This window comes from Planococcus versutus, from assembly GCF_001186155.3.
Lineage (GTDB): Bacteria > Bacillota > Bacilli > Bacillales_A > Planococcaceae > Planococcus > Planococcus versutus.
On sequence record NZ_CP016540.2, the window covers coordinates 257,368 to 275,689 of the forward strand.

An 18,322-nucleotide genomic window follows, 5' to 3' on the forward strand; every position below is an offset into this window, starting at 1 on the left:
AAGGGAGAGTCCAACAATGAAAATTACTCAATGTGATGTGTCAGAAGAATGTGATTTTATACGAAAAAAAGTGATTGAACATAACGAAGCTAATTTACCAGAAGAAGTGAAATCATCAGTTGAAAAAATGAATTTTATTGCACGCAATAAAGAAGATGAGATTATAGGTGGTTTAACAACTACAAGTTTTTGGCAAAGTCTCCAGATCGATTTCTTATGGGTAGATCCTTCGGTCAGAGGTCAACGTGTAGCAGAAAAGCTAATGGCACAAGCAGAAGGTTATGCACGGAATAAAGAATACCGCTTGATGGTCGTCGACACGTTTAGTTTTCAAGCTCCTGATTTTTATAGAAAACAAGGGTTTACGGAATTTGGTAATGTGAATGATCATCCAAAAGGGCATAGCCATCACTATTTTGAAAAATGGCTTATTGATCCAACTGAAACTGATAGACAATAAAAAAAGAAGCCCGAGGGCTTCCTTTTTTATTGTTCTTGCTCTTTGTAAAATACTTTATCTACGTTGTATTTGGCTTTTTGCGTATTAATGATATACGTTTCGTAAATATCGCGTTCCATTGGATCTTCAACGAAAGAAACCGCAATGCGGTAAACTTCTTCACGATGGTTTTTCAATGGGGACACCGAGTCTTCGAAATGTTTTTTCACACGTTGACGTAGTTTGCGGGCTTTCCCTACAAACAATAGTTCACCACTATGGTTAAAGAATTGAATAATACCGCCTTTATCACGTGGAATATCGTGCAAATCGACAAAGCCGAATAATGGTTTGATGACGGCTTCGTCACCAGTGATTTCTTGTTTGCGCTGTGTAATTGTCACATCCGCTTTTGGTGGTTGAATACTAATCATGCTTTTCACGTCCTCTAGTTATCTGTAATACTTATTTTAACACAAAAAAGAGCGGAAATCCATCCGCTCTTTTTCTCTGTCATTCAAGAATTTTTCATAAAGTCTCTAATTGATCACCAACGGGCTGCTCGCCTTGCAATACTTCAAATGTTTTGTGATACGTATTGCTGCGATCGAGTACGTCTACTAAGACCTTAGCGACATCCGCTCTTGGAATTGATCTTCCTTCAAGAGAAGAAAACCCATTTGCAGAAACCTCGATTTTGCCTGATTGGTCTTCGTCTGAAAGAGCTCCAGGACGAACGATTGTATAATCCAAATCAGTAGCTTTCAACATGTCATCTGCTGTGCGTTTAGCTACAAGATAAGGTTTCATCGCTTCGCCACCTGCATCAGGGTCATTTGATCCGACCGAGCCAAGTTGAACAAAGCGTTTGACGCCTTTTTCTTGTGCGTATTGTGCTGCTTTTACAGAGCCCCATAAATCAATAGTTAACGTTTTGTCAGCTCCTGTTTTCGGACCAGATCCTGCTGCGAAAATAACAGCATCTACACCTTCATAAGCATCGCTGAAATCTTTTTCTAAGTCTGCCAGTACAACATTGGTAGCCCCTAGTTTTTTCATTTCATCTATTTGTTCCTCTTTACGAACCATGGCAGTTGCTTTGTGGTTTGTTTCAGCTAATTCTTTGACAATGTTGCGACCGACTTGACCGTTTGCTCCAATAACTAATACGTTCATTTCGATTCCACTCCTTTAATTGTCTTCACCTTACGTAATATACCCTTTTCAATCTAAATTAAACACTTTATTTCGCTGTGTAACTGTCCAAAAGGGAGTAGACAAGCTAGAATAGAGTGACGGAGGTGTTACAATGCAAATTACAGATTATGTGTTTCACAAAATCAACGACCCTACAGGCATCATGGTGGGAGATCGTTATGAATTTTTGTTGAGTGTCGAAGTTGACGAAGAAGATGAATTATTTACAGAAGGCGGGCTAGAGCTACGCGTTATTATTGCTGCGGAAGAAGCTGGTACCCGTATCGCTCATTACAACTTTCTCGACAAACAAACGAGAAAGGCTCTTGAATTTGGGCTAGAAGAAGAGGAAGAAGTAGAAATCCTCGCTTATTGTTCAGAGAAACTAGCTTAATGAAAAATGCTCAACTCACTGTGAGTTGAGCATTTTTTGTTGAAATTTCGTTTTGATTTTTTCAGAGTATTCTATTCATTTTAGAGATATAAATAGTTGCTTGTGCTGATGTAAATTATTTTTTAATTCTGTATACTAGAAATAGACGTAAAAAGAATGACTAAACAGATGTGGAGCAAATCGTTTTTGTTCATTCAATCTATTCAATTTGAAATATGTGTTGAAAATGGTATGATTATGAGAATTTATAAATAATGATGCAATCACTTATTTTTTGGAGGAATTCCTATGACAAATTTAACGAATATTAAAGCACGTAAAACTTTAGATAAAATTCAGCCATATACGCCAGGAAAACCCATTTGGGAAGTGCAACGAGAATTGGGCTTGGACCGTGTCATTAAATTGGCATCTAACGAAAACCCATTAGGGCCTTCTCCCAAAGCGGTAGCTGCGATTCAAAATAGCTTAACAGAGTTGAATCGTTATCCAGATGCAGACGCAAGCGCGTTAAAGGAAGCTATTGCCACTAAATTTCAAGTTACACCAAAACAAGTAATTACAACAAACGGTGCCGATGAATTGATTACGTTAATTTCTGAAGCTTTTCTTGAAGTAGGAGACGAAGTAATCGTTCCGTCTCCATCGTTTAGTGAATATGATTTTGGCGCGCACATTATGGGTGCAACAGTCGTGCCTGTTGCATTTAAAGAAGGATTTGAGTATGACGTAAATGCATTGATTTCTGCAGTAACAGAAAAAACGAAAATCATTTACATTTGCACACCGAATAATCCGACAGGAACCTATATGGCAAAAGCAGATTTGGATAAATTAGTAGAAGCGATTGGAGATGTATTGATCGTGATTGATGCAGCTTATGATCATTTCGCTGATGCAGCAGATTACACAAATGGCGTGCAATACATTCAAGCAGGCTATCCTGTAATTACACTAGAAACCTTTTCAAAAATTTATGGTATTGCCGGTGTACGAGTTGGATTCGGAATAGCTCCTGAATCGATTATCCAATCAATTTTAAAAGTAAAAGAGCCATTTAATGTCAACACATTAGCGCAAATTGCGGCAACAGCAGCGATTGAAGATGCTGAACACGTCAAAACTTCTCAACAAACCAATAAAGCAGGTCGCCAACAATTATACAAAGCCTTTGATGAACTAGGGCTAACGTATATCCAAAGTATGGCTAACTTTGTTTTGGTCCAAATTGGTGAAGACGGTGAGAATCTCTACAAACAACTAATGGCAAAAGGTGTTATTGTACGATACGGAAAAATTTGGGGATTACCTGAGTACGTGAGAGTTTCTGTTGGTACAGAAGAAGAAAACCAATTCTTTATTAATGTGTTAACCGAATTAGTCATCAAGCAAGCATAAAAAAGATGCTCCTGAAATCGGGAGCATTTTTTTATGGATTTTATTATTTTACAAATTTACGAAACAATAAACACTGGATGAAAAATAGCGCTAAAGTAGTTAGACATAAATTGATGTAATACCATATGCCTTCACCAAAAAAATCGAGTGGTGATACCGTAGTAGGAAGTGTTGATAAAAAAAGAAAATTGGAATCTGTCCATGGATTAATGAAAAATCCCACAATGACAGCGTAAACGAGCAATAAGCCATAAACCGAAAAAACAGAGCGTAAGGTGATTACATGAGGGCGGCTCAAAGCTAAAAATAGACAACTCCAAGAAATAGCTATGTGGTGAATGAAGAATTTCCAAAACCGAAAATGCTGAAAATCATAAGGCAATTCCGGTGTGATTAAAGCTAAAAAAGCAGGTAGCACGCCTAGGAAAAAAGAAAGTTGAATCCATAAAGGGCGCATCGTGAGCAAGCCAATCATAGCTACAACAGAAGCAATGCCACATAAATGAAGAGGCATTTGATTGTCAAAACGCCACACGCCGTTACGAATTGCCCAATATTGATAGGCAAATTCAGAAACGAACAAAAGAGCAAATAATATCCAACGAAGCGATGTAAAGAGTTTTTTCTTTTTTTTCAAGTGGTTTTTTGCTGCTAAAAGAGTGACAAAACCTGCAAGAGTAATCGTTAAAGCAATCAAATGACTCGTAGAAAAAAGACTAAAGTAATGAGTAGATGTTGCAGCAAACCAGCTCTCCATCAGTAGACCTCCTAAATTAACAGAAGTTTTTGTGTGGATAGTTTACCATGAAATGCATGTATCAGGAGAACCTTAGATCAAAAATAAACAGATGAGTTGCTTAAATCATGCATTCTGCGATAAACTTCTACAAAAGCTTAAAGGGAGGAATACCGGCTTGGATTCACTTGATTTACTGTCCTCTATTACGTACATCGACACGGAACGTTCCATTGAGGCCGGCGAAATGAAAATTGTTGAAACCGAATGCAATATTCAGCTATATAAAGACACCATAGTAACGCCAGGTACGCAATTTCATGTAACAAACGTCTGGGACATCTCCTACAAATCCTTTTCGTCAGAAGCCAGATTGTTGTATCTGCACACGCACCGAGGTGTATTAACCTATATGATTTATACAGATCCTGATAAATTTGTCGAAACGTTTAAAAAGCTGAAAAACGAAAATTACTAAAGAAGGCAGGTTTTTTCCTGTCTTCTTTTTTAACTTTACCGAGTTGTAGACAATCAGTACATTCTTTGTAAGTATATGGAAAATTCAAGTGCTCACATAGAAATCCAAAACCATTATGCTAAAGTTGACAAAATCATTTACACACAAAAAATTATAAGAAAAACCAAAGTGGCCAGATTATAATTTATACTTGTGGGAAGATCAAAAACGGTAAGGTTCGCCTAGTCAGGTTCGATACGCTAGACGATACATTTGACCAAAGTCGATTAAGTAAAGAAAATCAAAATGAGTAGCAAAAAGGACGGAGATTATTTCTCCGTCCTTTTTAGGGTTTTGACGTATGCATAGTTTCACTACCTAGAGTGTAATAGTTATTATATGCGACTTTTCTACTGTTTTAATACCTAATCTAAATTTTCTGAAAAAACTATTGATTTTTTAAAAAAATTCAATTATACTTTCCTAAAACGACTTACTAAACCGGTTTAGTAATGGGAGGAAAAATGAAGAAAACCACAATGCAAGACGTAGCGTTAAAAGCGGGAGTCTCCAAAAGTACCGTTTCTCAGTATATAAACAATCGTTTTGAATTTATGAGTGCTTCAACCAAACTTAGAGTTGAAGAAGCTATTAAAGAATTAGGTTATATTCCAAATCATATAGCTAAAAGCTTAAAACAGAAAAAAACTGGAACAATCGGTGTAATTGTAGCGAATATTCTCCATACGTTTTCAACGGAAATTATTCGGGCGATTGAAGACGAATGTGAAAAAAACGGTTTTCACTTGTTTGTTTGTAATGCGGATGATCAACCGACAAAAGAACGCTCTTACATTGATATGTTGGTTGCCAAGCAAGTTGATGGCTTAATTATTTTCCCGACTAATGGCAATAACGAGTATTATAAACAATTGAAAAACGCAGAATTCCCAATTGTATTTGTTGATAGAGTAATTAATGAACCCCTTTTCCCAACACTTTTATTAGATAATGAAAGCGCTTCACAGACGGCGGTAGATCAATTAGTAAAAAAAGGACGAAAAAAAATTGGTCTAGTTTCCACTTCGATTGTTCAAAAGGTAACACCGCGAGTCGAACGCATTAACGGGTACAAAAAAGCGATGTCACTACACGGGTTAGCTATCGAAGAAAATTGGATTGTTGCTGTAGAACGGCAGGAAATCGGCAACAAACTTCAGCAGTTGTGGAATTCTGATGATCGACCAGAAGCATTTTTTGCAACCAATGATCTGGCATTAATTGAGTTATTAAAGTTTATCAAAAAAAATCAATTGGCTATTCCGGAAGATGTTGGTGTAATTGCGATCGATGATTCACCATTTCTTGAAATGGCTACGACTCCTATTTCAGTTATTAAGCAGCCAACTTTTGAAATAGGACAACAGGCAGCAGAAACTTTATTGTGTTTGATTGTTAGTAAGGACTTCAAAAAAGAATATCAAGAACAGCGTTATCAGCCAATTCTGGTTGAACGTGAGTCTACATAAAGTAAGGGAGGTGAGAGTTTGTTTAAGAAGTTTGGTGTATTAACGATTGGGGATGCCATGATTACGATGAACCCCATGACAACAGGCCCGTTAAAATATGTAACGCAGTTTGAGCGCAGAATCGGCGGTGCTGAAATGAATTTTGCAATTGGTTGCGCAAGATTAGGGCTAAACAGCAAGTGGATTAGCAGATTAGGGAAAGATGAATTCGGTCGAGTTATTTATAATTTTGCTCGTGGCGAAGGAATTGATGTTTCAGCAGTTCATTTTGTTGAAGGAGCCCCGACATCAGTGAACTTTAAAGAAATCCATGCAAGTGGTTCGGGGAAAACATATTATTATCGAAATCCTTCTCCCATCGAGTCTCTCACAGAAGAAGATATTACTGAGGAGATGTTTGAAGAGATTCAAGTGGTTCACTTAACAGGTGTTTACTTAGCTCTTGGAGAACAAAATCTAATCATTGCTAAAAAAATAGTGACAATAGCGAAACAAAAAAACATTATTGTTTCTTTTGATCCTAATATTCGCTTAAAGCTGTGGAGTATCGAGAAAGCGCGCCAAGCCTACGAAATGATTTTTCCAGATGTAGATATTTTATTGACAGGCTTGGATGAAATTCAAATGATTTCAGGCAAGCATACTTTAGAAGAACTGGTGGAATATACTTCTAGTTTCTCTATACGCGATTTTGTCATTAAAGATGGAGAAAAGGGGTCAAAACTTTATAGAAAAGGGAACTGGATTGAAGCACCTGGATTTCCAGTAATACCTGTTGATACGGTAGGCGCTGGCGATGGTTTTGATGCAGGTTATATTTATGGTGTATTAAATCATTTCGACGAAGAATCGTTGTTGAGATTTGCAAATGGAGTTGGTGCGCTTGTTACTACGGTCACTGGAGATAATGAAGGACTTCCTTATTTAGAAGATGTTGAAGATTTTGTCGGCGGAAGAAAAGTCGTTGAACGATAGAAAAATAACTACTTAATAATCGCTAGAAAATAGCATAAACACTTAAAACTGGAGGGACGCTATGACAACAGTAACTAGACCTTTTACAGAAGTTCAAAAATTAATTGAAGAAAAGCTGTTAAGTGCTGAAGTTAGAAAAGAACATGCTTCTAAAATTGCTGAAATTCTTATACATGCGGATTTACGTGGAGTGAACTCGCATGGTGCTCTTCGCACAGAGCATTATATGAAACGTCTCGAGGCAGGAGGCATTAACCCAGACCCTGGTATTGTGTTCAATCCGACTGGTCCGGTTACAGGTGTGGTTGATGGAGATGATGGCTTTGGTCACGTCGTTGCAGATATCGCGATGAGTCATGCAATCGAGATGGCAAAAGAAAATGGCGTAGGAATGGTAACAGTTATGAACAGCAGCCACTGTGGAGCGCTTAGTTACTTTGTCGAAAACGCGACAAAGCATAAATTGATTGGTATCGCGATGACACATACCGACAAAATTGTTGTTCCGTTTGGTGGAAAAGAATCTTTTCTCGGTACAAATCCAATTGCGTACGGAGTTCCTGGGAAATCTGAAAATCCATTTATTCTAGATATGGCTACTTCAAATGTTGCGCTAGGGAAGATTCTTCAGCGTAAAGAAGAAGGCAATGATATTCCAGAAGGATGGGGAGTAGATGAAACCGGAACACCCGTAACAGATCCTGCAAAAGTCGTTTCTTTAACGCCTTTTGGTGGTCCGAAAGGCTCTGGTTTATCTATGATTGTTGATATTTTCTCAGGGCTGCTTGCAGGTATGGCGTTTGGTCCCCACATCAATGGCATGTACACGGACTTGGATAAGAAACGTAAATTGGGTCATTATTTCTGCGTGATTAATCCATCATTTTTTACAGATACCGAAATATTTTTAGAGCAGGTGGATAAAATGATCAAGGAAATTCGTGAAGTACCAGCTGCTAAAGGATTTGATCAAGTTCTTGTGCCAGGAGAAATCGAACAAAAAACCGAAGAGCGAAATCGTAAAGACGGAATCCAACTTGCATTCACTACTTATGAATACTTGAAGAAAAACTAAACAAAAAGGGGAGAATGGAAAATGAAAAAGAAATTATTAACAGGAATTTTTGCATCTGTATTGGTATTGGGAGCTTGTGGGTCAAACGAAGAGAAAACAGAAGGTTCTTCAGAGTCTGGCAAAACAATTGAATGGCGTTTTGGTCATTTAGCGGATGAAAATCACATCTGGCATAAAACAGCTATGAAATTCGAAGAGTTGGTAGAAGAAAACTCAGATGGACAAATGGAAATTACTATTTACCCGAACAACTCGTTAGGTGGAGAAACAGATACAATCAACTCTATTCAAGCCGGAACAGCCGATATGGTTATTTCAGGTGAAACTTTGCAAAACTGGGCACCCAATGCGGCATTAATGGCAGTACCATATGCTTTCCGCGATTTAGATCATGTAAAGTCTGTTGTTGAAGGTGAGATTGGCGAACAAATCAAGCAAGAAATTAGTGATGAAGCGGGATTAAAAGCCCTCTACTATCACACCCGTGCTCCGCGTAACTTAACGTCAAATAAAGCGATTACTTCTCCAGATGATTTAAAAGGATTCAGTATGCGTGTACCAAACGTTCCATTGTTCTTAGATGTATGGCAAGCAGCCGGAGCGTCTCCTCAAGTAATGGACTTTAACGAAGTATTTACAGGATTGCAACAAGGAGTTATTGATGGTCAAGAAAACCCTGTAGATTTAATTAAGAGCGGTGGATTAGCTGAAGTTCAAGACTTTGTAAATCGTACTGAACATGTTTACTCTTGGATTTACATTTTAGTAGGAAACGATCAGTATGATGCGCTTTCTGATGATTTGAAACAAGTGGTTCAAGATGCTGCTGAAGAAGCACAAACGTTTGGTGATGATTTGTATGAAGAAGAAATTGCTGCAGTTGAAAAAGACTTAATGGACGCAGGAATGGAATTTGTAGATGTTGACCAAGATGCGTTCCGTGAAGTAATGACACCAGCTGTAGAATCTTCTTTGTCGGCGGAGCAATTGGAATTGTACAAACAGATCCTTGCAGTTGAATAATATGTGAGTAGGGCATATTTGGCTACTATTGCTAAATATGCCTTTCCATTGAGGAAGGAATGATTTAGATGTCCAATTTCCGGAAAATAATAGACAATACACTCGCTTTTTTAACCGTCCTCAGCTTTGCGGGCGTTATAATTATTGTGACGATTCAAATTATTTCGCGTTTTACTCCAATGTCTTTTATTTGGACAGAAGAATTGACGCGGTATCTCTTTTTATATGGCATTAGTTTTGGTGCTCCACTAGCTTTGATGCGCAATGAATTTATCAATGTGGATATGATTCTTAACCGAATGTCAGATAACTTTCGCAGGTATTATGAAGTAATTATTTACCTGACGATTATTTTGTTGAGCTTGGTAATGGTCGTTCAAGGATATACCTTCACTTTGCTAGGTGATAAACAACAATCGGCCACTATGCCTTTTCAAATGTCAGTTGTTCATGCATCTTTATTGATTATGAGCGTATTCTTAGTGTTTTATGCTGCTATAAAAATTATTGACCTTATCAAAAACAAACAAGACTATAGTCAGAATTATGGAGGTGATGATAACTAATGGCTACACTTCTTTTCGTATCCTTTATTGCTTTAATTTTCTTAGGTGTTCCTGTTGCTTTTAGTCTGGGGCTGGCATCGTTTATCTATCTTATGATCGCCGGAATTCCACTTAATATTATTCCTCAGCGAATGTTTGGGGGATTAAACTCATTCGTGTTGTTATGTATTCCGGGATTTATCCTAGCAGGAAACTTAATGAACGCAGGTGGAATCACTCAACGGATTATTAAGTTTGCCAACGATCTCTTCGGCCATATCCGTGGCGGTCTGGGACTTGCTAACGTTGGCGCTTCAATGGGATTCGCGGGGATATCTGGAACAGCACTTGCAGATACAGCGAGTATTGGTTCCATTTTAATACCTGCTATGAAAAAAGAGGGCTATGGCGCAGGATTTTCAGCTGCTGTAACAGCGTCGTCTTCTACAGTCGGGCCCATTATTCCACCTTCTTTGCCTATGATTATTGTTGGAACTTTGGCATCGTTGTCTATTGGGGATTTATTTTTGGCCGGTGCACTTCCTGGTATTCTACTAGGAGTTGGCCTAATGATTCCAACCTATCTTATTTCAGTCAAAAGAAACTATCCTAAAGGTGAACGCCAACCAGTTAAAGTAATTTGGAAAAGCTTCACAGGTGCTTTCTGGGCTTTACTGATGACGTTCATTATTCTTTACGGAATTTTGGGAGGATTCTTTACACCAACGGAAGCATCTATTATTGCGGTTCTTTATGCATTCGTCATTGGTATTTTTGTTTACAAAGAATTACCAATCAAAAAAATTCCGGAAATTATGCTATCTTCGATGACTGCTACGGCATCCATCATGTTACTAGTTGGCTTTGCCAATCTATTTGGGTGGATTATGGTGCGTGAGCAAATTCCTCAGCTTGTTGCAGAATCGATTCTTGGCATTTCAACGAATGCCATTATCGTCATTTTACTGATTAATTTGCTGCTATTGTTTGTGGGTACATTCATGGAAACGATTGCAGCTTTAGTTATTTTATTCCCAGTTTTGTTGCCGGTAGCGCTAACAGTGGGAATGGATCCTATTCAATTCGGCGTTATGATGGTATTGAACTTAGTAATTGGATTAGTAACTCCACCGGTGGGCGTTTGTCTTTTTGTAGCTTCTCAAATTGGCAAGGTATCTATTGGAAAAACATCAAGAGAGTTGTTGCCATTTTTAGGAGTCAGTTTAGTGGTGTTAATGCTAGTCGCATTTATACCTCAAATTACGTTATTCTTACCAAATTTATTTGAATAGGTGGTTGTAAAAATGAAAGCAGTACAAGTTCCAGAAGCATATAAAATACAGATTATTGGACAAACAAAACCAGAGATTCAGCAAAATAATGAGGTTTTAGTGAAAGTGAAACGTGTAGGTATATGCGGTTCAGATATGCATATTTATCATGGTACGAATCCACTTGCGACTCTTCCACGTGTTGTTGGTCACGAGGTAACTGGAGAAGTAATAGAAGTAGGAAGTTCTGTTAAATCTCTGGAAATTGGCGATCACGTTGTAGTTGAACCAATTAACTATTGTGGCGAATGCTACGCCTGTAGAAAAGGACGCCCGAATGTCTGTAAAGAATTATCAGTGTTCGGTGTGCATGAAGATGGAGGGATGCGTGAATTTATCGTCTTACCAGAAAAACAACTTCATGCTGTAGATAAAAAATTGAACTGGGATGAAGCCGTGTTGGCAGAGCCCTATACAATTGGAGCGCAGGCTGTTTGGCGTGGAAATGTTGAAAAAGGTGATACGGTATTAATTCAAGGCTGTGGCCCTATAGGAATTTGTGTTTTGAAGCTTGCTAAAATTGCAGGCGCGACTGTTTATATGACGGATTTAAATGAAGAGCGACTAACTTTTGCGAAAACAAGCGGTGCGGATGAAGTAATTCATGCAGGCAAGGAATCTATAAAAGATCGTCTGCTCGAATTGACTTCTGATGAAGGAGTAAATGTAGTAATTGATGCGGTAGGGCTTCCAGCTACAGTAGAGCTGAGCATTGATGTAGTATCACCAGCGGGCAGTGTCGTCATTCTCGGATTTGACGAGAGACCTTTTGCAATTGCGCAATTACCGATTACCAAAAAAGAAATTAACATCGCTGGTTCAAGGTTACAAACCAATCAATTTGGAAAAGTCGTAAGCCTTATGAACAGTGGTGCATTAAAGTCAGATGGATTAATCACGCATAAGTTTTCGTTAGATGACGTACAAGAAGCATTTGCATTTGTTGAAAATAATCCAGACAAAGTAAGAAAAGCATTAATTGTTTTTGAATAAGGAGATGTATAAATGATTCCTAAAATGGAAGTATACCAACAACTTTTAGATGCAAAGATTGTTGCTGTCATACGCGGTAAAGATGCGGATGAAGCCATTGCGATTGCAGAAGCTGCGGTTAGTGGAGGGTTAAAAGCAATTGAACTGACTTACACAACACCAAACGTTTCACGTGTTTTTGATAAACTAGCTGGTTCAACCGCATTAATGGGTGCAGGGACAGTGCTTGATGCTGAAACTGCTCGTCATGCGTTATTACACGGAGCGGAGTTTGTCGTTAGTCCAAATTTCAACCCAGAAATAGCTAAAGTTTGTAATCGTTACAATGTACCTTATTTACCTGGGTGCATGACAATAAAAGAAATGGTGGAGGCTACGGAATGGGGATGCGATATTCTCAAGCTGTTTCCCGCTAACGGGTTTGAGCCTTCTTTTGTCGGTTCAGTTAACGGTCCATTACCTAAAGTTCGCATCATGCCGACCGGAGGCATCAATATTAATAATATGAATGCTTGGCTGGATGCAGGTGCGGTAGCGGTTGGAATCGGTAGTGACTTAACAAAAGCCTATCGTTCAACTGGAGAACAAGGTGTAACTAGATTAGTTAAAGATTATTTAAACGAGCTAACTTAACAGAGGAGGGCACTCATGGATATTACATTTCGTTGGTATGGACGCAATAATGATAGCGTGCAACTAGAACAAATTAAACAAATTCCAGGAACAAACGGCATCGTTTGGGCACTTCACCAAAAGCCTGCTGGAGAAGTTTGGACGAAAGAAGAAATAGCTTCAGAAGTAGAATACATTAAGTCATACGGATTTCATGCGGATGTTGTAGAAAGCGTCAATGTTCATGAATCCATTAAATTAGGCAACGAAGAACGCGATCAGTATATCGAAAATTACAAAGAAACGATTCGCAATTTAGGTGAAGCTGGCGTTAAAGTCATCTGCTATAATTTCATGCCAATATTCGACTGGACACGTACTTCTTTGTATCATCCACTACCAGATGGTTCAACAGCTTTATTTTTTGAAAAAGAAAAGATTGAATCTTTGGAGCCAGCAGAGTTAATCGAAACAGTTGCTTCTGCTTCTGATTTAACACTGCCCGGTTGGGAACCAGAAAAAATGGCGCGAATTCAAGAACTTTTTGCAGCATACGAAGGAATGGACGAAGAAAAACTGTGGGATAATCTGACTTATTTCCTAAAAGCGATTTTGCCAACAGCAGAAGCGAGTGGCATTCAAATGGCGATTCATCCTGATGATCCGCCATGGTCAATATTTGGCTTGCCACGCATCATGACAGGTGAAAAGAGCTGGGAGAGACTGATTTCAATCTCTGATTCTCCAGCTAATGGGATTACATTCTGCACAGGATCGATGGGTGCAAACCCAGAAAACAATATGGTGGATTTAGCATCGAAATACGCTAAACATTCGCCTTTTGCTCATTTACGGAACGTTAAAATTTTCGATAATGGAGACTTTATCGAAACCTCTCATTACACTCAAGATGGTTCTATCGATTTGAATGGTGTGGTTCGCGAATTATCGAAACAAAACTACACAGGTTATGCGCGCCCAGATCACGGTCGTCATATTTGGAGCGAAGAATGCAGACCTGGATATGGATTATATGATCGTGCACTTGGAATTATGTATCTTTTAGGTTTGTGGGATGCATATCAAACAAAATAAAGGGGATATCATGTTTTCAACTCATGAAAATATCGCAGGAAGAACAGCAGTCATCACTGGCGGAAGTGGGGTTCTGTGTTCAGAGATGGCACGTCAACTTGCGATTCAAAAAGTGAATGTCGCGATTTTGAACAGGACCGTTGAAAAAGGACAAGACGTAGCAGATAAGATCAATGGAGCAGGAGGAAATGCGATTGCAGTAGCTGCTGATGTATTAGATCGATCATCGTTAGAAAACGCAAAAGGCCAAATTCTTGAAGCATTCGGACGAATCGATATCCTCATTAACGGTGCAGGTGGAAATCATCCTGATGCTGTTACAGACATTGAAATTCATGAAGACAAAGCATCAGGAAAATCATTTTTTGATTTAGAGGAAGATGGTTTTTCTCGTGTATTCGCTAGTAACTTCACTGGTACGTTTTTAGCTAGCCAAGTATTTGGCAAGGAATTACTAAAACAAAATTCACCAGTCATCTTAAATATCTCTTCGATGAGCGCTTTTGCACCGATGACGAAAGTACCGGCGTACAGCGCTGCTAAATCAGCAATCAACAACTTTACAATGTGGATGGCTGTCCATTTTGCAGAAGAAAATTTGCGTGTCAATGCAATTGCACCCGGTTTTTTCCTGACAAAACAGAACAAAGACTTGCTGACTTATGCTGATGGCTCGTTAACTCCGCGCTCCGGAAAAATTATGGCAAGCACACCGATGAAGCGCTTTGGGAAACCTGAAGATTTAGTGGGGACCATGCTGTGGCTAATCGATGAAAACTATTCCGGTTTTGTAACGGGAATCACAGTTCCTGTAGACGGTGGATTTTTAGCTTATTCCGGTGTATAGAATAAAAACCACATTCTTTGCGGAATGTGGTTTTTTCTTGAATGAAAAACAAAGTGCTTTGACACCTATAAAAGACTTACTCTTAACTTTTCACTCTATATTTTAAAGATTGGATGCTAAAGAATACCAAGAACAAAGAGAGAAAGGTAACTAAAAATAACTACTTTGCACAGGCTAAATCCTTTAAAAAAGAGAAGACAGATTTTTCCCGCATCTCTACTTCAAGCAAGTGATGACCACTAATGCTTGCAGTGCAGGCGCTCGACTCCTGCGGGAAAAGCGCGAGTCGGAGCCACTGGACTGAGCAACGCGAGGGAAGCGGCAGAGGCCGTGCCCGCGGAAAGCGAGCGCTGGAACGGAAAGCTTCCACTTTGCATCTTATTATATCCTCACCCTTCTAGCCTATGGTTTATTTTATATGTTCGGTATATAAACAAAAGCTCTCAACATCTTTACAGTTCTTCACCTCATTCTACTATTGATTAACTCGCTCGACTCGCTCCAATGACGAACGCGTGGAAGATTTAAATTACGGTTGTACGATTGATCTTTAACAATCACTTTCACTGATTCACCTAGTAACGTATTTAGAACAGCCGGCTTGTCATCAAAATAATAATCTAGTTGCAAGTTATTGATAATGTCGACTTTTTCTGAGTCTTTCATGCCACAGAAAAAATTCTCTCTTACGATAGGAAAGCCTTGTTGAATCATCCAACTGAAGGTTTTTTCCGTGTATTCCGATGGGCGTGACGTTATATAGTAGATTTCATGGCCTTCCGACTGAAGATGACGTAACAAGTCGAGTGCTCCAGGGTACACTGGACAGTCTGTGAAATACAGAAACGTTAACGAACGATTCCACATGTTCTTGCCTTCTTCGTTGGTCAATCCAAAAGCTTCATGAATTTCTACGCGTGTCAAAGCGTGAAAAATTGCGATGTCTACGTGTTGTTCTAATTGCTTTTGATAATAATGAAAAGCGTACTCGCGCAAATTAATCAAAGTATCGTCTATATCAAAGCCGAACTTCATACGTTATTGCCTCGCTTTTGAGGATAGCCTGTAAATTTAAAATCTTGACCCACTTTGCTAAATTCTCCGTCGCGAAGGTCAATGGCGTCTTTCATCCATTCTATACCCATTCCTTCAATAAAAGTCGGAGCCGTTTTGCCACCCACAATTTTAGGAGCAAAGTAAAACACCACTTTATCAATCAAGTCGTTTTCTAGGAACGCGGCATTGATTGTGCCGCCTCCTTCGATAAAGAGCGAAGAAATCCCTTTTTCACCCAGTGTGCGCACAACGTCTACTACGTCTACTTGTGTTTCATGACTGGTTTCAAAGACAGAAACGCCCAAATCTTCTAGTGCTTGTCGTTTGGCAAAATTCTGGTTTTTGCTTGTGAAAATCCAAGTGTCGACGAGACCATCCGTAACAAGCTTGGATTCAAGCGGTATCCGCAAAGTAGAATCGAGAACAATACGAAGTGGATTGCGACCGGTTGAAACACGAGCGGTCAATTCAGGATCATCTTCTATAACAGTTCCAACACCTACGAGTATTGCCATGTGCTGACTGCGTAGTAAGTGAGCATCGAGTCGCGCTTCAGTTGCGGTGATCCATTTACTATCGAGCGTATGTGTAGCAATTTTGCCATCTAGTGTAGATGCTGCTTTTAATGTGACAAAAGGTGTTTTTTCCACGATAAATTTATTGAAAACTTCATTCATCTTTCGTGATTCATCTTCGCGTACTCCAACAAGTACATCAATACCAGCTTCTCGCAACATGTTAACACCATTTCCTGAAACAATCGGATTGGGATCTAGCGTCGCTATAATGACTTTTTGTATGCCTGCATCAATAATGGCTTGCGCACAAGGACCGGTTCGGCCGATATGGGAACAAGGCTCTAGAGTCACATAAATTGTTGCGCCGTGACTCATGTCTCCAGCCATTTGAAGTGCATGAATTTCTGCATGCGGTTCACCAGCTTTTAAGTGAGTTCCAATTCCAACAATTCGGTGATCCTTGACAATCACGGAGCCCACAAGTGGGTTAGGATCAGTTTGCCCTTTTAAGGCTTGTGCATTTGAGAGTGCGAGGTCCATATAAAATTCATGGTTTGACATGTAAAGCTTCCTCCACGTCTCTCAAATGTCCAGAGCGTTCAATTTTCGTTTGCAGATAATTCGTGTTAAATTCAGATTCATCTCCCCAAAGAGACGTTCTCGAGGCGATTTGAAGTCCAGCTTTTTCGATGGCTTCTACTTTTTTTGGATTATTCGTCATCAAAGTTACTGGGCTTGTCCGCAATGTTTTCAAAATAGCGATAGCGCCTCCATAATTTCTAGAATCGTCTACGTAGCCTAGCTTTTCATTGGCTTCGACCGTATCGTATCCATTTTCTTGTAACAGATAAGCCATAGCTTTACTAAAAAGACCGATACCGCGACCTTCGTGGTTTGCTAAATAAAACAAGGCGCCACTCCCATGGTCTGTAATTCGCTTCATCGATTGTTTTAGTTGATAGCCACAATCACAACGTTTGCTACCAAAAATATCACCAGTATGACATATTGAGTGCATACGGACTAATGTCTCTGCATCATTTTTGAAATCTCCATAAACAAGAACGCTCGATTGTTGATATTCAGCGAGATTTGCTGAGTTCAGTTTTTTTATAATACTTTCGTAATCCGTTGTAATTTCATCAAGTGTTAACCAGCAATACCAGTTGAACACAAACGTTTCTTCATATAAATTGACAGGTAGTCGAATAGGGCCCACTAAATAAATGGCACCTTCTTCAGTCTGGATCATTTGAATTTTTTCTTTTAGTATCGCAAAGACTTGAGGGTCTAGCTTCACATCTGCCATTTCTACATCCCCTTACATAAAACTTATACAATATAGCGTACTACAATATGTTCTAAAAAGTTGTTTTTATGCATCAAACGATAATTATTATCATTAAGAAAAGTTTAAAAACCATTTTAATTGATATCTTTTATCAATTATAATTATTATTCTCACTTGATTTGATTATACGAAAGAGCTATGGTATATTAACTACATTATAATAATTCTAAATAAGAAATAGGAGGAATAAACATGTTACCAGAAAAATTAACAAATGCACTGAACGACCAATTTAATAACGAACTACAGGCAGCACACGCTTATACCGCAATGGCTGCGTACTTTTCAAAAAAAGGGTATCATGGTTTTGCTAACTTCTATTTAATCCAATCAAAAGAAGAGCACTTTCATGCGATGAAATTTTATCAATATTTAGTAACGATGGATGAAACACCTGTTTTGCAAGCGTTGACTGAGCCCAAAAATCACTTTGTGAGTGCATTAGACGTTCTTGAAAACTCATTGTCTCAAGAAAAAAGTGTAACAAGTAATATTTATGCGTTGGTGACGTTGGCTGCCGAATTACAAGAGCATGCGACTTTATCTTTTCTAGATTGGTTTATTGAAGAACAAATGGAAGAAGAAAAATCATTCCGTGATATTATCGCGAGAGTTAAAGCGGTTGAAGAAGGCGGAGAATACTTTTTGAAAATGGACGATGAGTTTGCACAACGTAAACTGGAAGAGTAATAGAACGCAACAGCACACTGCGTTAAGTGTGCTGTTTTTTTGTCTGAAAGGAAGTGACATC

21 protein-coding genes are annotated in these 18,322 nt (G+C 38.8%); 15 read left to right on the forward strand and 6 right to left on the reverse strand.

Annotated elements, in window-relative coordinates; genetic code table 11:
- Positions 1-16: 16 nt before the first annotated feature.
- Complete coding sequence (locus tag I858_RS01415) at positions 17-460, forward strand: GNAT family N-acetyltransferase (RefSeq protein ID WP_049693512.1); 444 nt, start codon at positions 17-19, stop codon at positions 458-460.
- A gap of 26 nt (positions 461-486) precedes the next feature.
- Here the strand turns inward: I858_RS01415 and I858_RS01420 are convergent, their stop codons facing one another.
- Complete coding sequence (locus tag I858_RS01420) at positions 487-873, reverse strand: nucleotide excision repair endonuclease (RefSeq protein WP_049693513.1); 387 nt, start codon at positions 871-873, stop codon at positions 487-489.
- A 94-nt stretch (positions 874-967) separates the two neighbouring features.
- Positions 968-1,615, reverse strand: coding sequence for an SDR family oxidoreductase (locus tag I858_RS01425; protein WP_049693514.1), 648 nt, complete (start codon positions 1,613-1,615; stop codon positions 968-970).
- A 133-nt stretch (positions 1,616-1,748) separates the two neighbouring features.
- On the opposite strand from I858_RS01425, the gene I858_RS01430 reads away from it, so the two are divergent.
- Together I858_RS01430 and hisC are read left to right on the forward strand one after the other, a co-directional pair.
- Positions 1,749-2,030 (forward strand): DUF6509 family protein, encoded by a 282-nt coding sequence (locus tag I858_RS01430; RefSeq protein ID WP_049693515.1) that lies wholly within the window; start codon positions 1,749-1,751, stop codon positions 2,028-2,030.
- Positions 2,031-2,318: 288 nt separating this feature from the next.
- Entirely contained in the window at positions 2,319-3,428 is a 1,110-nt protein-coding gene (gene hisC / locus I858_RS01435) for a histidinol-phosphate transaminase (RefSeq protein ID WP_049693516.1), read from the forward strand.
- 43 nt (positions 3,429-3,471) lie between these two features.
- Here the strand turns inward: hisC and I858_RS01440 are convergent, their stop codons facing one another.
- Positions 3,472-4,185 carry a YwaF family protein gene (locus I858_RS01440; RefSeq protein WP_049693517.1) on the reverse strand — a complete coding sequence of 238 codons (714 nt, stop codon included), beginning with the start codon at positions 4,183-4,185 and terminating at the stop codon, positions 3,472-3,474.
- A gap of 157 nt (positions 4,186-4,342) precedes the next feature.
- Here I858_RS01440 and I858_RS01445 point away from each other — a divergent pair, with 157 nt between their 5' ends.
- From I858_RS01445 to I858_RS01495, 11 genes are all read left to right on the forward strand, one after another.
- The gene (locus I858_RS01445; RefSeq protein WP_049693518.1) at positions 4,343-4,642 is read left to right on the forward strand and encodes a hypothetical protein; all 300 of its coding nucleotides are present in this window, start codon (positions 4,343-4,345) and stop codon (positions 4,640-4,642) included.
- 503 nt (positions 4,643-5,145) lie between these two features.
- Positions 5,146-6,150 (forward strand): LacI family DNA-binding transcriptional regulator, encoded by a 1,005-nt coding sequence (locus I858_RS01450; protein ID WP_049693519.1) that lies wholly within the window; start codon positions 5,146-5,148, stop codon positions 6,148-6,150.
- A gap of 18 nt (positions 6,151-6,168) precedes the next feature.
- Positions 6,169-7,125 (forward strand): sugar kinase, encoded by a 957-nt coding sequence (locus tag I858_RS01455; protein WP_071645338.1) that lies wholly within the window; start codon positions 6,169-6,171, stop codon positions 7,123-7,125.
- Positions 7,126-7,186: 61 nt separating this feature from the next.
- Positions 7,187-8,200 (forward strand): ureidoglycolate dehydrogenase, encoded by a 1,014-nt coding sequence (gene allD, locus I858_RS01460; RefSeq protein ID WP_049693520.1) that lies wholly within the window; start codon positions 7,187-7,189, stop codon positions 8,198-8,200.
- 21 nt (positions 8,201-8,221) lie between these two features.
- Positions 8,222-9,223 (forward strand): TRAP transporter substrate-binding protein, encoded by a 1,002-nt coding sequence (locus I858_RS01465; protein WP_049693521.1) that lies wholly within the window; start codon positions 8,222-8,224, stop codon positions 9,221-9,223.
- A gap of 68 nt (positions 9,224-9,291) precedes the next feature.
- Positions 9,292-9,789, forward strand: a complete 498-nt coding sequence (locus I858_RS01470) for a TRAP transporter small permease (RefSeq protein ID WP_049693522.1) — start codon at positions 9,292-9,294, stop codon at positions 9,787-9,789.
- Entirely contained in the window at positions 9,789-11,060 is a 1,272-nt protein-coding gene (locus I858_RS01475; RefSeq protein WP_049693523.1) for a TRAP transporter large permease, read from the forward strand. Before I858_RS01470 ends, I858_RS01475 begins: the two co-directional genes overlap by 1 nt.
- Before the next feature lie 12 nt (positions 11,061-11,072).
- A complete protein-coding gene (locus I858_RS01480; protein WP_049693524.1) occupies positions 11,073-12,092 on the forward strand; it encodes a zinc-binding alcohol dehydrogenase family protein in 1,020 nt (339 codons plus the stop codon).
- 12 nt (positions 12,093-12,104) lie between these two features.
- On the forward strand, positions 12,105-12,725 hold the full coding sequence (locus tag I858_RS01485) for a bifunctional 2-keto-4-hydroxyglutarate aldolase/2-keto-3-deoxy-6-phosphogluconate aldolase (protein WP_049693525.1): 621 nt from the start codon (positions 12,105-12,107) through the stop codon (positions 12,723-12,725).
- Between the two features lie 15 nt (positions 12,726-12,740).
- A complete protein-coding gene (gene uxuA, locus I858_RS01490; RefSeq protein ID WP_049693526.1) occupies positions 12,741-13,799 on the forward strand; it encodes a mannonate dehydratase in 1,059 nt (352 codons plus the stop codon).
- A 10-nt stretch (positions 13,800-13,809) separates the two neighbouring features.
- Positions 13,810-14,646: an SDR family oxidoreductase gene (locus I858_RS01495; protein WP_049693527.1), complete on the forward strand. Its 837-nt coding sequence runs from the start codon at positions 13,810-13,812 to the stop codon at positions 14,644-14,646.
- A 462-nt stretch (positions 14,647-15,108) separates the two neighbouring features.
- Here I858_RS01495 and I858_RS01500 read toward each other — a convergent pair whose 3' ends face one another.
- Genes I858_RS01500 through I858_RS01510 form a run of 3 tightly spaced genes read right to left on the reverse strand, consistent with a single transcriptional unit; the run spans position 15,109 to position 17,529 of the window.
- Positions 15,109-15,681, reverse strand: a complete 573-nt coding sequence (locus I858_RS01500) for a 5' nucleotidase, NT5C type (protein WP_049693528.1) — start codon at positions 15,679-15,681, stop codon at positions 15,109-15,111.
- Entirely contained in the window at positions 15,678-16,781 is a 1,104-nt protein-coding gene (gene ribD / locus I858_RS01505; RefSeq protein ID WP_049693529.1) for a bifunctional diaminohydroxyphosphoribosylaminopyrimidine deaminase/5-amino-6-(5-phosphoribosylamino)uracil reductase RibD, read from the reverse strand. The genes I858_RS01500 and ribD overlap by 4 nt, the downstream gene beginning before the upstream one ends.
- A complete protein-coding gene (locus I858_RS01510; RefSeq protein WP_049693530.1) occupies positions 16,768-17,529 on the reverse strand; it encodes a GTP cyclohydrolase II in 762 nt (253 codons plus the stop codon). Before I858_RS01510 ends, ribD begins: the two co-directional genes overlap by 14 nt.
- 234 nt (positions 17,530-17,763) lie before the next feature.
- Here I858_RS01510 and I858_RS01515 point away from each other — a divergent pair, with 234 nt between their 5' ends.
- The gene (locus I858_RS01515) at positions 17,764-18,261 is read left to right on the forward strand and encodes a ferritin (protein ID WP_049693531.1); all 498 of its coding nucleotides are present in this window, start codon (positions 17,764-17,766) and stop codon (positions 18,259-18,261) included.
- Positions 18,262-18,322 lie beyond the last annotated feature (61 nt).

What these genes read in the sequence shown, in the direction of transcription:
- I858_RS01415 (WP_049693512.1), top strand. Translation starts at nt 17, where the DNA reads ATGAAAATTACTCAATGTGATGTGTCAGAAGAATGTGATTTTATACGA.
- ribD (WP_049693529.1), bottom strand. Translation starts at nt 16,781, where the DNA reads ATGTCAAACCATGAATTTTATATGGACCTCGCACTCTCAAATGCACAA.
- I858_RS01465 (WP_049693521.1), top strand. Translation starts at nt 8,222, where the DNA reads ATGAAAAAGAAATTATTAACAGGAATTTTTGCATCTGTATTGGTATTG.
- I858_RS01425 (WP_049693514.1), bottom strand. Translation starts at nt 1,615, where the DNA reads ATGAACGTATTAGTTATTGGAGCAAACGGTCAAGTCGGTCGCAACATT.
- I858_RS01420 (WP_049693513.1), bottom strand. Translation starts at nt 873, where the DNA reads ATGATTAGTATTCAACCACCAAAAGCGGATGTGACAATTACACAGCGC.
- hisC (WP_049693516.1), top strand. Translation starts at nt 2,319, where the DNA reads ATGACAAATTTAACGAATATTAAAGCACGTAAAACTTTAGATAAAATT.
- I858_RS01485 (WP_049693525.1), top strand. Translation starts at nt 12,105, where the DNA reads ATGATTCCTAAAATGGAAGTATACCAACAACTTTTAGATGCAAAGATT.
- allD (WP_049693520.1), top strand. Translation starts at nt 7,187, where the DNA reads ATGACAACAGTAACTAGACCTTTTACAGAAGTTCAAAAATTAATTGAA.
- I858_RS01440 (WP_049693517.1), bottom strand. Translation starts at nt 4,185, where the DNA reads ATGGAGAGCTGGTTTGCTGCAACATCTACTCATTACTTTAGTCTTTTT.
- I858_RS01495 (WP_049693527.1), top strand. Translation starts at nt 13,810, where the DNA reads ATGTTTTCAACTCATGAAAATATCGCAGGAAGAACAGCAGTCATCACT.
- I858_RS01450 (WP_049693519.1), top strand. Translation starts at nt 5,146, where the DNA reads ATGAAGAAAACCACAATGCAAGACGTAGCGTTAAAAGCGGGAGTCTCC.
- I858_RS01515 (WP_049693531.1), top strand. Translation starts at nt 17,764, where the DNA reads ATGTTACCAGAAAAATTAACAAATGCACTGAACGACCAATTTAATAAC.
- uxuA (WP_049693526.1), top strand. Translation starts at nt 12,741, where the DNA reads ATGGATATTACATTTCGTTGGTATGGACGCAATAATGATAGCGTGCAA.
- I858_RS01430 (WP_049693515.1), top strand. Translation starts at nt 1,749, where the DNA reads ATGCAAATTACAGATTATGTGTTTCACAAAATCAACGACCCTACAGGC.
- I858_RS01510 (WP_049693530.1), bottom strand. Translation starts at nt 17,529, where the DNA reads ATGGCAGATGTGAAGCTAGACCCTCAAGTCTTTGCGATACTAAAAGAA.
- I858_RS01475 (WP_049693523.1), top strand. Translation starts at nt 9,789, where the DNA reads ATGGCTACACTTCTTTTCGTATCCTTTATTGCTTTAATTTTCTTAGGT.
- I858_RS01500 (WP_049693528.1), bottom strand. Translation starts at nt 15,681, where the DNA reads ATGAAGTTCGGCTTTGATATAGACGATACTTTGATTAATTTGCGCGAG.
- I858_RS01470 (WP_049693522.1), top strand. Translation starts at nt 9,292, where the DNA reads ATGTCCAATTTCCGGAAAATAATAGACAATACACTCGCTTTTTTAACC.
- I858_RS01480 (WP_049693524.1), top strand. Translation starts at nt 11,073, where the DNA reads ATGAAAGCAGTACAAGTTCCAGAAGCATATAAAATACAGATTATTGGA.